Here is a 14,846-nt window from a genome sequence, read left to right as displayed (position 1 = left end):
TCAAGCTCGCTACCGGAACTGTCTGCCAATTCAAGACCTGTGATCTGGCCTTCAGCCGTCAAGCTATCTGCCAACTGCAAGAGTTCTTCTAGAGCTGGCTCAGGTGAAATTTGTTGTTGTAATTGTTGTCCCAACAGGATGACTGGGCGCAAATCAACATCCAGCTCCCGCACCTGCTTAAATTTTGGATATAAAATAAACTGGTAAATATTCAGTACAGCTTTGGCATATTGCTGAATCACCGGTGTTAGCTGAATCGAGCCTGAGAGAACCCGGTTTAAGCTGTCCTCAACCGTCCACGCAATTTCCCCGGCTGTTTTTGCCCCTACCATCCGCCCTGAACCTTTCAGGGTATGGAAATGGCGACGAATCGTAGTCAGCGTCTCCTGCTGACCTGGATTGGCAAACCATTCTGGAAATAAAGCATTTAACTCAACGAAGATCTCTTCGATTTCTTCAACAAAGATTTCAAGAATTTCTGCATCTTGATCAAGATAACTATCTTCAGGAAGCGTTGTCGTTTCAACTAAATTTTTTAATATTTCTTTCATAGCTCATGCTTCTTACGTTGTGCCGCCAAGAAGGGCGCTCAAACTTAATTGTCATCGTCACGCGAGACCTAACGTTATGAAGTTAAGTACATCTTGTCGAGGCTTTATCTGTATGTCCCAATGTGCCTCAACCTAGATCAAGGCACATTTCCCCCATATGCTCTAACTTTATTCTGGCAGTTTAAAGTCAGATACAGATTCACGTAATGCATCGGCCATGTTTGCCAACTCAGAAACAGAACGTGCTGTGTCAAAAGTTGCACTCGTGGTTTGCGACGTAATTTCCTGAACCACGTTCATCGTGGTCGCAATATGACCTGCAGAAGCAGACTGCAGCTTTGCTGCATCAGAAATGCTTGCGATCAGTTTTGCCAAGTTGTTCGATACAGTTTGAATCTCGTCCAGTGCTACACCGGCGTCTTTAGACAGGTTCGCACCACGCACAACCTCGGCTGTGGTTTGTTCCATCGAAATTACGGCTTCGTTGGTATCAGTCTGAATCGTTTTCACCAGGCCTTCAATCTGCTTGGTTGCAGAGGCAGAACGTTCCGCAAGACGTTGTACTTCATCCGCGACAACCGCGAAACCACGACCGGCCTCACCTGCCATCGACGCTTGAATTGCAGCGTTCAAGGCGAGAATGTTGGTCTGGTCAGCAATATCGTTAATCAGGGCAACGATGTTACCAATTTCCTGTGAAGATTCACCCAGACGTTTAATACGCTTCGAGGTTTCCTGAATCTGTTCACGAATGGTGTCCATCCCCTCAATTGAGCGGTTTACAACGTCTGCACCATTGGCAGCAATTTGTACCGAACGTTCCGCAACCATGGCAGATTCTTCAGCGTTTGAAGATACCTGGTCAATCGACATTGCCATTTCGTTAATTGCAGCAGAAGCACCGGCAATTTCTTGGGCCTGGTGTTCAGAAGCTTCCGCTAACTGGTTGGTAATGCTTTGTGTGGTTGCCGTATATTGCGCTACTTCATGTGAAGTTTCGGTAATACGTGATACCAGATCACGTAACTGGTCAATCGCAAAGTTAATCGAGTCGGCAATCGCACCGGTAAAGTCTTCAGATACTGTCGCATATGAACGTAAGTCACCATCTGCAAGGTCAGCAATCTCGTCCAGTAAACGTAGAATCGCATTCTGGTTACGGTCATATTCATCTTGCAGGCGTGTTACACGCTGTTTATCCGATGCTCCACGCAGGGATAGCAGTTTGAATACACAGATCAGGAAGCCAATCAATAACAGAATTAATAAAACCGCTGGAAGAATCGTTGTCAGACCGGCTTTGCTTGACAGCTTATTCAGATTATTCAGCAGCACATCAGATTCGGTGAAAACCGCAGCAGAAGCTTGACGAACGTTGACAATTTGAGTCGAGTTTTTCAGGATCGTTGCAGACGCAGACTGCAATACATCATCATATTCAGCCTTGATTCCTTCCAGAGATTCACGCAGGTTCGGATCATTGACACGTTCTACACCCAGTTCAGCAGAACCGTTCAATTGGGCATTCAAATAAGAACCAAAAGTTTCCGTATCGGCACTGAAGTCATCCGCTGATTCACGGGAACCATCGCTACCCGTCAATACCAAACTGATTGAACGCAAGATACGTTCTGCAATAAATACCTGGTTTTTCGCAATAACAACCTGGTTAGAAGGCATGTTCTGACGCGCCATCTGGTCAACCATCAGGTTATATTCTGCCTGAATTCCCGGGATGGCTTCACCAATCGCGATGTTAGTATCATACAGCTGGTTAATGATTTTTTGTTGCGATGCAATCAGGTCAATATTAGATGACATCTTGCTCCACTGTTGGTTCACCGTATCCAGTGCATCATTGTCCGGGTGAATACTTTTCACTGTTTCCAAATTTTCAGCAAACGCTTTTTGTGATTCGGTCAGGCTTTTCATCGCTTCAGGTGTTCCCGAAGCAGTGGCTTCTGTCGCCTGACGTGAAATCATTTGCGAAAGTAGGCGTAAATCACCCAGACTTTGAGTCAGCTGGTTGGTACGTGGCACGCTATAGAAAAGATATAGCAAGGTAATGAGTGCCGCGAGTAGACAGCCTATTGCCCCGTAAATAAGCGGCTTAGACTTTTCACTGTCACCAAATACACGTGATAACTGATCTGTTTGTGATTGAATCTTGGCTAAAAAAGCATTGCCACTTTTGCGGCTGGTACTTTCACCTGTATTCTTTTTTTTAAGTTTAAAGCCCATGCAGCTTCTCCCCGATTTACGCCTTTATTACTTTCGTGTGCGACGTTTAATTTATAAATTTTATTGACGCGTTCATAAATTTTGGATTTTGCAACAAACGACTGAATAAGAAGACATGCCATTGCTGGTTATGCTGGTGAAAAAATCCCTGACAGTAATCTTGCAGGTTTTTATCCAATTCAGTGGTCTTAGAAAAGAAACTTTTCTTGTTAAAGTGTTGAATCCCCAAAACTTGATCAACGACCAAGCCGACATAATGGTCATTATGATGTATACATAATACTTTTTGAGTAGGCAAAAACTGACTGGCATGCCCCAAAACATACTGTGCCAGATCAGAAACAGACAACAGTCTTCCCCGGATATTCGCCAAACCTAACACCCAGGATTGCGTATTAGGAACTGGCGTATATTTTGGAGGATAGATCACTTCAGATACTTCCCCCAGCGGCGCAACAAAATATTGCCCCATCATCTCAAAAGCGATACCTGACCATCGGTTGACTTCATTTTCATTGGAAACGTAGTTTTTATTCCCCCGTTTCGCAATGCGAAGCAATTCGATAAATCCATTTGCTGCCATAGAGCTTATCCTGCATTGAGGTGTTGCTTAATCACATCAATTAATTGTTGTTCATCAACAGGCTTGGTCAAGTAGTCCGCAGCACCCTGCCGTTTACCCCAAACGCGGTCAGTGGCCTGATCCTTGGTACTTACGATCACAATCGGAATATGCTTGGTGGTTTCGCCACGCGCAATCTGACGGGTCGCCTGAAAGCCGTTTACCCCCGGCATTACTACATCCATCAGCACCAGATCAGGCAACTCTGCCTGCGCCATGGTGACCCCATCGGCGCCATTGGCTGCTTCAATCACCTCAAAGCCATGTTTGCTAAGAATCTCTCTAAAGCGAAAGGTTTCTGTCGGTGAGTCATCTACAATTAAGATACGTGCCATGCCATTCCCCAAAAAATCAAATATTAAGCACTAATGTGGTTACGGATTGCGTTAAGCAATTCATCTTTACTGAAAGGTTTAGTTAAATATTCATCCGAACCGACAACACGACCTTTGGCCTGATCAAATAAACCGTCTTTACTCGAAAGCATAATCACAGGAATATTCTGATAGTTCTGTGAGTTTTTGATCAAGGCACAGGTTTGATAGCCATCCAGACGCGGCATCATGATATCGACAAAAACAATATCCGGATTGGCTTCTGCAATTTTAGACAATGCTTCAAAACCATCAACGGCAGTGACGACTTCATAGCCTTCGCGTTGCAGTAAAGTTTCTGCGGTACGGCGAATTGTTTTTGAGTCATCAATGACCATAACTTTTAAATTCTGGAATTTATCATCCATTTATTGCCCCGTCCCCTTTTAGAAATGATATGCCATAAGGCTGATAGCATTATTTTATTACGATTCGCTAACATTTTTAACACAAACTTACTTATATTATCAATGAGCATTTTTTGTACAAGTTGGCATAGTTTACAAATTACAAGAACTGCTTCACACTTTATTTATACTGGTGATTTTTTTTTGATTAACGGTGGTTTTTTATTGAAGAATTTGAGTCTAATATAACCATATTATTACTTTAAAATAAGTAATTTAGTCAACTTTAAATTTGGGGAGCCAATGATGGGTCAGTTTTCGGAAAAACTTGCTGTCATTGATAAAAATAAAATGACTGGCCAATTCATTCTTGTACTTGCCTTATTTGCGCAGGTGAGCCTGAGCTATGCCAATACCCAGCAAAACCCACAAAAAGCCACCTGGTATCGCTATTATGACAGCAAAGGTGTGGCCAATATCAGCACCAATGTCACCCCCAATCATATTCATTATGGTTATGAAGCACTTGATCAGAATATGCAGGTGATTAAGCGCGCGCGTCCTTATAATGCCGAGCTGGATATCAAGCAGGCACCGCAACGTGCCCAGCAGGCGAAGCGTCTGGCCGAGGACCAGAAACTTAAACGTGCCTATAACAGCAGCCATATAGCCTCCCAGAAAAAGACCGAAGCCCTGAATCAGTTGAAAAAGCAGATTAACTTTCAACAGGAACAAATGAAGCAGTTACAAAAAGACCGGATCATGTTTGTACGTCAGGAACGTGAATATTTACGTAAAGGCAAAGCACCGCCTGCGGCTTTAAAAACCAGCCTGCAAAACAACCAGAAAAATCTCACTTTCCAAAAAGAGAATATTCAGTCTTTACAAAGTCGCTATCGAAACCTGGAAGCAGAATACGACAGAATTATTGCTCGTTTACAAGCACTTGAATAAACATATAAAACTTGTCGTTGCTTTTGGCGACCACAAGTATGAAGGACTCTTATGCAATCTGCACAGCCTCATCTTTTGGATATGCCCTCTCCGCGCTCAGTTTTGATGATGAGTGCACTTTGCTTAAATTTACTGCTACTTGGCTGTAGTCAAAATGAGTCAGCCCCACAAGCAACGACTCCCCAAACAATTGAACTGATTCCTCAAGATCTGGTGGCGGTGAAAGCCGGAAATTCAGTCCAGAAAACCGCTTTTACCGGTACAATTCGTGCCGTAAATCAAAGCAGTATTCAGGCCCAGGTCACAGCAACGGCTACCAGCGTCAATGCCCAAGTAGGTCAGACAGTGACCAAGGGGCAGCTTCTGGTCCGGTTAAACAATCAGGATAATGCAGCCCGTCTGGCTCAGGCACGTGCCAATCTGGCTGCGACTCAGGCGCAGGCCAATCAGGCCCGCACTATGATGCAGCGAAAGAAACGCCTGCTGGATCAGGGCTTTATTTCTCAAGTTGAATATGAGCAAAGCCAGGTAGACTACCGGGCCCAACTGGAAAATGTACACGCCCAGCAAGCCAATGTAGATATTGCTGAAAAGGCTGATCATGATGGAATAATCACCAGCCCTATGAACGGTGTAATTACTCAGCGTCAGGTTGAGCCTGGACAAACAGTCGCAGTGGGCCAAACCCTATTTGAAATTGTGGATCCGAATCAGGTGGAGATTCAAGCACGTGTACCGAGTGACATGCAGGCCAGCCTGCGCCCGGGTCATCGAATTGAATACCGGCTTCAAGGCAATCCGGATCAGCTCACCGCAGTCATTAGCCGGGTCTCCCCGATTGCCGATCAGGCCAGTCGCCAGATCGAATTCTTTGCAGCTCCGAATGAAAGCATCTCTTCTTTAAGTATTGGTTCTTTTGTTGATGGCTCTATTTTAAGCTCGCGGCAGCTGTCAGGACAAATACTTCCTCTGGATACCATCCAGAATATTCAAAACCAGCCCTTTGTCTGGGTAATTCGTCAAAACAAGATCAAGCGAGTCAATATAGAGATATTGGAGCAACACTATAACGATAATATCGCCGTGGTCAGAGGCTTGGAAACAGGCGATCAGGTCAGTCGTATTGCTTTTACCGAAGCAGATCTGAACAAGGCCGTGACTTTGGGTTCTCCCTAATCTGACAGGATTATTACTATGTGGTTTACCCGAATCAGTGTGAAATACCCAGTCTTCACCATTATGATGATGTTCTGTTTGATGGTACTGGGGCTGGCTTCCTGGCAACGGATGGGAGTAGAGGAGTTCCCGGATGTCGACTTTCCGTTTGTGGTGGTATATACCACTTATCCGGGTGCATCTCCTGAAACGGTTGAATCAGAAATTACCAAAAAACTTGAGGATCAGATCAATACCATTTCTGGTTTAAAACAGGTAATTTCCCAATCCAGTGAAGGCTTGTCGATGATCACGGCCGAATTCAATCTGGATATTCCCTCCACCACAGCCGCTCAGGATGTGCGGGACAAAATTGCGTCGGTAACAGCCGAATTTCGTGATGAAATTCAGGAACCTGTAGTCGAGCGCTATGACCCGACAGCGAATGCCATTATGTCGATTGTCTTCAAGTCAGACAATATGGACTTAAAAGCCCTCAGCTCTTACCTGGATCAGCGGATTGTGCCACAGCTGCGCACCGTTCCCGGCGTAGGCACCGTGAACCTGCTCGGTGATGCACAACGTCAAATCCGGATTCAGGTTGAACCTGAAAAACTGCGTGCTTTCGGGATTGGGGTAGACAGTGTGATAAATACCCTTAAAGCTGAGAATATTGAAGTGCCGGGTGGTACTTTAAAATCTGGCAATTCTGAACTGGTGATTGAGATCAATTCTAAAGTCCTGCATCCCCTGGCCTTTGGAGATTTAATTGTTGCCAACAAAAATGGTGCGCCCATCTTCCTGAAACAGATTGCACAAATTGAAGACAGTCAGGCCGAGCTTGAAACAGGGGCTTTTCTGGATGGCAAGGCTGCTGTCGCCATTGATATTTTGCGTAGCTCGGACGCCAATGTGATTGAGGTCGTGGATCAGACTTATAAGACGCTGGAAAGCATCAAAACTCAATTACCCTCAGGCACCAGTTTGGAAGTCGTGGTAGATGCTTCGAAAAGTATTCGTGGCACGATTAGCGATGTGGCGCGCACCATCATTGAAGGCGCTGTGCTTGCGGTATTGATTGTCCTGCTATTCTTAGGTTCATTCCGTTCGACCGTGATTACCGGCCTGACCTTACCGATTGCCCTGCTGGGTACTCTGACTTTTATCTGGGCCTTTGGCTTTACCATCAATATGATGACCTTATTGGCTCTCTCCCTCAGTATTGGTCTGCTGATTGATGATGCGATTGTGGTACGGGAAAATATTGTCCGGCATGCCGATATGGGCAAAGATCATGTTACCGCAGCCCTGGAAGGTACCCAAGAAATCGGCCTTGCTGTTCTGGCTACGACATTGACCATTGTCGCAGTCTTTCTGCCTGTCGCCTTTATGGGCGGGATTATTGGACGTTTTTTCTATCAGTTTGGGGTGACAGTCAGCACCGCCGTTCTCATTTCCATGTTTGTCAGTTTTACGCTCGATCCGATGCTTTCTGCGCATTGGGCAGAAAAGCAAAAAGATCCGGACAAACGTCCTGGAGCAGTTAAACGCTTTTTCATGTGGATTTCACATCACCTGGACAATTTAAGCCAGGTCTATGAAAAACTGCTCAAGCTGGCTCTGCGCTTCAGGCTGCTTACGCTCCTGATTGCATTCGCTTCTCTGGTCGGTGCATTAGGACTGTCCAAACTGATCGGCACTGAATTTGTACCCGTCCCCGACAAAGGTGAAATCCGCATCAAATTTGAAACACCGGTCGACGCCTCTCTTGAATACTCACAAGCCAAGCTGCAACAAGTGGATGCTATTATCCGTCAGCATCCGGATGTGCGTGCGACCTATGGCGTGATTAATGGTGTCACCGACCGCGGTAAAAACCATGTCAGTCTGCGTGTAAGCGTTACCCCACGCACTGAACGCGAAAAAACACTGAATGATTTAAATAATGAATTCCGTCATCGCCTACAATCGGTGGCCGGTATTATGGTTACCTCGGTGGCTTCTGCCGATGAAACCGTATCTGGCGGTCAAAAGCCAATTATGATTTCAATTAAAGGGCCTGAACTGAGTGAATTACAGAAAATTTCTGATCGCTTTATGCAGGAAATGACTAAAATCGAGGGTATTGTCGATTTAGAGTCCTCCTTAAAAGCCCCTAAACCAACTTTAAACATACAGGTTAATCGTGTTCTGGCCAGTGATCTCGGTTTATCGGTCAACCAGATTGCCAATGTCGTCCGCCCTCTGATTGCTGGTGATGACGTCACTACCTGGCAAGATGAACAAGGCGAAACCTATGATGTCAACTTGCGTCTCACTGAAGACCAACGTACGCTTCCAGGTGATTTACAGAACATGTACATCACTTCAAATAAAACTGATGCTGCGGGGCAACCAATCCTGATTCCGCTATCCAGCGTGGCAAATTTTGAGGAAAAACTTGGCGCTTCACAGATTAACCGGCGTGATCTGGCACGTGAAGTACTGGTTGAAGCCAATACTGCCGGCCGACCTGCGGGCGACATCGGCTCGGATATTGAAAAACTGCAAGCCAGTTTCGAGCTTCCGCCTGGTTATAGCTTCGATACTCAAGGCTCAAATGCCGATATGGCCGAATCTGCCGGTTATGCCCTAACCGCAATTACCTTATCGATCGTATTTATTTATATTGTATTGGGTTCGCAGTTCAACAGTTTTATTCATCCCGCCGCCATTATGGCCTCCCTGCCGTTATCACTGGTCGGAGTATTTTTAGCCCTTTTCCTGTTTAACTCGACCATGAACCTGTTCTCGATCATTGGCATTATCATGTTAATGGGCTTGGTCACCAAGAATGCGATTCTGCTGATTGACTTTATTAAAAAGGCGATGGACCGGGGGGAAGCGCGTTATGAAGCCATTATTGCAGCCGGCAAAACCCGTTTACGTCCTATTCTGATGACCACCAGTGCCATGGTCATGGGTATGGTGCCGCTTGCACTTGGACTAGGCGAAGGTGGAGAGCAAAGTGCGCCTATGGCACATGCAGTCATTGGCGGAGTCATTACCTCGACCCTGCTTACCTTGGTGGTAGTACCGGTAATTTTCACCTACCTGGATGATTTAAAGAATTTTATGCTGCGCCATATGCGTAAAATCATGTCATAATTTAAATCACAAGCATGAGGTGATATTCAAAAATGATCACCTCATTTTTTATTGTATAATCTCTGCTTTAACGCTTAATTTTTAGGACAGTTTCCATGCGCGCGAGTCGCTTTTTATTTGCAACGTTAAGAGAAACCCCGAATGATGCTGAAGTTATTTCACATCAACTGATGCTTCGTGCCGGTATGATTCGTAAGTTGGCTTCAGGTCTATACACTTGGCTGCCGATGGGCGTTCGCGTATTAAATAAAGTGGCTGCGATCGTTCGTGAAGAAATGAATAATGCTGGTTCACTTGAAGTCTTTATGCCTGTAACCCAACCGGCTTCACTTTGGGAAGAGTCTGGCCGTTATGTAGAATATGGTCCTGAACTGTTACGCTTTAAAGATCGTCATGACACTCCTTTTGTGCTGGGTCCAACGCATGAAGAGGTCATCACGGATCTGGCACGTAATGAATTAAAGAGCTACAAACAGCTGCCAGTCAACTTCTATCAGGTACAAACCAAATTCCGTGATGAAATTCGTCCACGTTTTGGTGTCATGCGTTCACGTGAATTCATCATGAAAGATGCTTATTCTTTCCATGCCAATCAGGAATCACTGCAAAAAACCTATGATGCAATGTATGAGGCCTACTGCAAAATCTTTAGCCGTTTAGGTCTGGATTTTCGTCCGGTACAGGCAGATACAGGTTCAATCGGGGGGTCTGGTTCGCACGAATTCCATGTTTTGGCTTCTAGCGGTGAAGATGATATTGCATTCTCAACTGAATCAGACTATGCAGCCAATATTGAAATGGCTGAAGCAATTTTAGTCGGTGAGCGTGCTGCTCCAACTCAAGCACTGAAAATTGTTGAGACTCCCAATCAAAAGACCATTGCTGATGTCTCTGCATTCTTAGCGACTGATCCTGCGCATTCAGTTAAAGCCCTGCTGGTTCAAGGTGTTGCTACTGAAGAAGCCAAAGCTGTACCAGTGGTTGCATTATTCCTCCGAGGTGATCACGAGCTAAATGAAATTAAAGCTGAAAAGCATCCTTTAATTGCTGCCCCGCTGACATTTGCCACTGAAGAGCAAATCAAAGCGCTTGGTTTGACTGCCGGTTTTGTAGGCCCACAGGGTCTGGTTGAAAAAGGGATTACCGTCATCGTTGATCGTGCTGCGTCTGTACTTTCTGACTTTGTTGCGGGTGCCAATGAAGCGGACAAACATGCGACTGGTGTCAACTGGGAGCGTGATGCACAGTTTACTGAAGTTTATGACCTGCGTAATGTGGTGGAAGGCGATCCTTCTCCAGATGGTAAAGGCGTACTTCAAATTAAACGTGGTATCGAAGTCGGTCATATCTTCCAGCTAGGTAAAAAATACTCTGAAGCTTTAGGCTGTAAAGTTCTCGGTGAAGATGGCAAGCCGTTCACTGTGACCATGGGTTGTTACGGTATTGGTGTAACCCGTGTGGTTGCTTCTGCCATTGAGCAGAACTTTGATGAAAAAGGCATTATCTGGCCAATGGCCATTGCACCATTTGAAGTTGCGATTGTGCCAATGAATGCACATAAATCACCACGCACTCTGGAAGCTGCCGAAGCACTCTATACTGAGCTTCAAGCTGCGGGCTTTGATGTGCTTCTGGATGACCGTAATGAGCGCCCAGGCGTAAAATTCTCTGATCTTGAGTTAACCGGCATTCCACACCGGATCGTGGTCGGAGAAAAAGGTTTGGATGCAGGCACCTTTGAATACAAAGGTCGTCGTGATGCAGAATCAGTCAACCTGTCTAAAGAAGAATTACTGGCTAAAATTGCCAAATAATTCTTGTCAAAATAAAAATCCCGCTCAAATAGCGGGATTTTTTATAGGCATTCGTTAGCAGAATCTATGCCCGCCAAAGCAGTTTGGTTTAAAGTTTTGTCCTTGCAGACTCAAGTTGGTTAAAGGGAAATCTAAAGTTGTAGAACCCATAGGCACATTACCAACCACTAATGCGGAACCACCTATACATCCTGTTAAAAGGTTGCCACAATTTCGCGGGTTCTCCGTTAAATCTTTATTAATCCCAGCAATGGTTTGCTTCAAGACTTCATCCGTAATTGCAACTTCAGTATTTGGGCTCAAACTTCCAAGTTCGACTTCATCCTCCATTGCCAGCCACCAACCTTTATTTGCCCCGACAGCCGCACCCGGCCATAAGATACTTTCAGCTTGTAAAGATAATGAGGCAGGATTATTCAAATACAGAGCATGAATTAAGCCCAAACTCTGATTCACAGTAATATCTGTTTTCAAGCCTGTAATATTACCCGATACCTGCTTATCTAAATTTAAGAGTCCTAATACTTTAGCCGTTAATTGCCCACTAAAATCAATCTTCCCAACTGTACCACTGCCTTTTAACATTACATCTTTCATTCGCGTCCCAGATACAATGGTAGAGTTAATTGTAAAAGGAGCAGAAGTTGAAGATAAGTTTAAATTATAAGAATCAGAGGTATAAGAAACATTATGACAAGGATCTAAAAAACCACCTACACAAGTTGTACCCGAGCTACTGCCCAATAAACGTCCTGAAACTTCCCCATTAATCTTTAACTGGGTATCTGCATAAGTCATAGAACGACTACCTGTTACAGCTACACCGGATGCCGTTTTGGTTTTCATATAACCACTAAAGCTATTAATTCCATTCGGAATACCATTACCTTTTGCATCCTGGTCATTATGTGTACCCAAAGTTAACAGTCCTGCAATTTTCTCTGCACTCACGCGGAAGCCAAGAACCTGTCTGGTTGCTGCCGAATCTGGATTTTTAATCGCAATCTGGACAAAAGGATTGGTAATTTTAGCTGAAGAGGCTGCTCGTTGATCAGCTGTATAATTTGTATTAATGCTGCCATCCGCATTTAAGGGCAAGCCGCTCAAACCAAGATTATCAATATCAATATCACAACTTGCGGCACGAATAGCATTATTTTCACCACCACAGCCTAGCTGTAGTTTTTTAATATTGGCATTCAGTTCCATTTCAGCACTAAGAGCAAGTTTATAAAATCCCATATTGGTTTGATTATAAGATTTACCTTGTGCATCAGTGGCACTAATTCCTTTCTGGTATTCAAGGTTGATTAAAGCTTGGCCCTCTACTTCAGATAATTGCTCATCATTTAATATGGTCATCGCGTAGGTATGAGAGAAACCAGTAAATGTACCCACCAGTAATGCAATTAAAGATTTTTTCATAATTCTATCCTTTATTCTTTTTATCGCGGTGTAATTCCCAGCGTACTTCTTAATGTGCCACCCGTAATTGCGATATCCGCAATTTTTTGCATAGTCGTACCTGAAGGTGACATCGCCATTTCAGCTTTAAAAGGTACACCATGCCCTCTATTGGACAAGGTTGACTTATAATTCAGTTGCACCTGAGTGTCCAAGGCTACAGCATTTTCCTTTAAATAAATTTGCCCGTTTAAACCCACATGACCCTGTAATTTATTTAAATTTAAACTTGATTTTTTAGTTACACCCGCAATCGTATCTTCAGTGCTTAAACTGATATAACTCCCTAAATATTCGGGTGAGGATTCTGTTAATGGAGTAAATTCAAAATTGGCCTTGAGCGATAAAAAATTGGTTTCGGGCGTTGCGTTGATACTTTCTACACCCGGAATAATCATGAGCTCACCCTTACCATCTAATTTAAAGGCCAATGTATTTAAAACATCCTCTTTCTTAGCAAAAATATCATCTGCTATGACACCATTACATTTAGCTGAAACTGAACTGGCACAATTATATTTTGAACCTGGCAACTGACCAACTGCAATTTCCGCATTTGCTGCAAAAAGCAACTTGTCTGCCCGAATATAGATTCCTTCATCTTCATAACCAATTACGCCCTGAGACTCAATAAAAGTATCAATATTACGCAAACCCGCATAATAGTTGACCGCTTCACCATGTACCCCATTGTGCCCATCAACCAAGATCATAGAAGTAGTACTTGGGCCTTTTGGACCATCAACCCCGTATCCGTCGGTTGAAGCCATAAGATTGTAGGCAATACCTTTTTTATGCTCTGTGCCATAAGTTGCTCCTGTCAGTGCAAGATTGGCATTCAGATTATAAATAGGAATACCAATTCCCCAGGTTCCAGTATCATTATTTGCTGGAGCAGTCTGTGAAATGAAACGTGCACGTGAGGCAATGGTCTGGAAATCCATGCCCCGTATGGCAATCAGGGCAAAATCACCACCCTCAGTCGTATTATTTAAAGTCTGCGCTAAAATTGGGCTTGCCTTCGCCAGAGTATCCTGCATATTTTTATTAATGACAAAATCAAGTGTTTTGGCTTTTTGGATTGTATTTATATAAATATCGCCAAAATTAATAGAAGCATTCGCCTGCTGGGTTAATGCCCTTAATCTTGAAAACTCAATTGCATAACTTCCTGTACCCGTGTGGCCAATTTCAAGTGTTGTAGGCATCTGGCCAGATTTTAATGCGGTATGACCTTTACTTAAAAAATCTGCCGCCACTCCAAAATGCAGTCCCCCACTCCCCAGTTCACTATAACTTGTGCTTGATGAGGAGCGACCAGGTGTACCAAAGTTTTTAATACCTGCCTGATCAGCATTTAAGAAAATTTTGGCATTGGTAACTGCACCTGAAGCGCCCATACGGATAATATTTTTACGCTCATTCGATGGTGTACTATAGCGAAAATCTATATTTACACCTGGGTTATTTCCAACTTTATTCAGGTTAACTGTATTTTTATCAATCCCTTCAATACCATTAGACGTTGCTAAAACCACCCCTTCCTTGGCATCCACATACATATATCCTTCCCCTTCAAAATTGAAGTTGAAATCATTTAATATCAAGCTATTGCTATTTAAACTGTGGCTAATTGAGGTGTTTTTCAACTGAAAATTGATATGGGTTTTGCTATCTTTGTTAAATAGGCCTGATGTAGTTTGCAGAACCAGATTGAAAGGAGATTTCATATCAATTCCTAACTCACCCAGATTCTGCTTGCTTTGTACACAAGGAGCCTCATTACAATTATTTTTTACAATATTCAGATCAGCTTTGAGCTGGAGCGGATCTACACTGGCTTCAAGTCTTAATCCAGCCCCCTTCTCGGTTGCTCCGACATCCATAGCAAAAGTACTAATAATAGGCTTTTGCTTAATTCCTTCAATTTTTACATGATGTAGACCTAAACCCATTTTTGTATTTGAGATGGGATTAGGGTCATACCAGTTCACCTGATTGACTTCCGCTTTTGAAATTTCATGGGTAATAATAATCCCATCTTGACCAGTCACACTGCCTAAGTCCTGATCTTTAATCAATTCCAGAGCATAGCTCTGCTGTGCCATACATATACAGACGGTGAGTAATTTGAACTGCGATTTAGTTTTCATTCTAATATCCTTATTCTTCTACCA

10 protein-coding genes and 1 pseudogene are annotated in these 14,846 nt (G+C 43.8%); 4 read left to right on the top strand and 7 right to left on the bottom strand.

The window, feature by feature from the left end:
* Positions 1 to 4: 4 nt before the first annotated feature.
* From NI467_RS14870 to pilG, 5 genes and pseudogenes are all read right to left on the bottom strand, one after another.
* A pseudogene (locus NI467_RS14870) lies at positions 5 to 551 on the bottom strand (Hpt domain-containing protein); the annotation flags it as partial.
* A gap of 168 nt (positions 552 to 719) precedes the next feature.
* Complete coding sequence (locus tag NI467_RS02855) at positions 720 to 2,792, bottom strand: methyl-accepting chemotaxis protein (RefSeq protein WP_253150792.1); 2,073 nt, start codon at positions 2,790 to 2,792, stop codon at positions 720 to 722.
* A gap of 46 nt (positions 2,793 to 2,838) precedes the next feature.
* Positions 2,839 to 3,375 carry a chemotaxis protein CheW gene (locus tag NI467_RS02850; RefSeq protein WP_253150790.1) on the bottom strand — a complete coding sequence of 179 codons (537 nt, stop codon included), beginning with the start codon at positions 3,373 to 3,375 and terminating at the stop codon, positions 2,839 to 2,841.
* A gap of 5 nt (positions 3,376 to 3,380) precedes the next feature.
* Positions 3,381 to 3,749 (bottom strand): response regulator, encoded by a 369-nt coding sequence (locus NI467_RS02845; RefSeq protein ID WP_151204718.1) that lies wholly within the window; start codon positions 3,747 to 3,749, stop codon positions 3,381 to 3,383.
* Between the two features lie 23 nt (positions 3,750 to 3,772).
* On the bottom strand, positions 3,773 to 4,156 hold the full coding sequence (pilG, locus tag NI467_RS02840; protein WP_004784987.1) for a twitching motility response regulator PilG: 384 nt from the start codon (positions 4,154 to 4,156) through the stop codon (positions 3,773 to 3,775).
* Between the two features lie 285 nt (positions 4,157 to 4,441).
* Here pilG and NI467_RS02835 point away from each other — a divergent pair, with 285 nt between their 5' ends.
* The 4 genes from NI467_RS02835 (at position 4,442) to NI467_RS02820 (ending at position 11,205) form a co-directional block, all read left to right on the top strand.
* On the top strand, positions 4,442 to 5,089 hold the full coding sequence (locus tag NI467_RS02835) for a hypothetical protein (RefSeq protein ID WP_151205790.1): 648 nt from the start codon (positions 4,442 to 4,444) through the stop codon (positions 5,087 to 5,089).
* 51 nt (positions 5,090 to 5,140) lie between these two features.
* Positions 5,141 to 6,265 carry an efflux RND transporter periplasmic adaptor subunit gene (locus NI467_RS02830; protein WP_253150788.1) on the top strand — a complete coding sequence of 375 codons (1,125 nt, stop codon included), beginning with the start codon at positions 5,141 to 5,143 and terminating at the stop codon, positions 6,263 to 6,265.
* Positions 6,266 to 6,283: 18 nt separating this feature from the next.
* Positions 6,284 to 9,391, top strand: coding sequence for an efflux RND transporter permease subunit (locus NI467_RS02825; RefSeq protein ID WP_253150786.1), 3,108 nt, complete (start codon positions 6,284 to 6,286; stop codon positions 9,389 to 9,391).
* A gap of 95 nt (positions 9,392 to 9,486) precedes the next feature.
* A complete protein-coding gene (locus tag NI467_RS02820) occupies positions 9,487 to 11,205 on the top strand; it encodes a proline--tRNA ligase (protein ID WP_253150784.1) in 1,719 nt (572 codons plus the stop codon).
* 54 nt (positions 11,206 to 11,259) lie between these two features.
* On the opposite strand, the gene NI467_RS02815 is transcribed toward NI467_RS02820, so the two are convergent.
* Both NI467_RS02815 and NI467_RS02810 read right to left on the bottom strand, forming a co-directional pair.
* Positions 11,260 to 12,630, bottom strand: coding sequence for a hypothetical protein (locus NI467_RS02815; RefSeq protein ID WP_253150782.1), 1,371 nt, complete (start codon positions 12,628 to 12,630; stop codon positions 11,260 to 11,262).
* 20 nt (positions 12,631 to 12,650) lie between these two features.
* Complete coding sequence (locus tag NI467_RS02810; RefSeq protein WP_253150773.1) at positions 12,651 to 14,822, bottom strand: DUF6160 family protein; 2,172 nt, start codon at positions 14,820 to 14,822, stop codon at positions 12,651 to 12,653.
* Positions 14,823 to 14,846 lie beyond the last annotated feature (24 nt).

It is taken from the genome of Acinetobacter sp. S4397-1 (assembly GCF_024129285.1).
Taxonomy (GTDB): domain Bacteria; phylum Pseudomonadota; class Gammaproteobacteria; order Pseudomonadales; family Moraxellaceae; genus Acinetobacter; species Acinetobacter lwoffii_C.
Note: the sequence above shows the minus strand (reverse complement) of the source record. Positions and strands in the feature narration are given on the sequence as shown.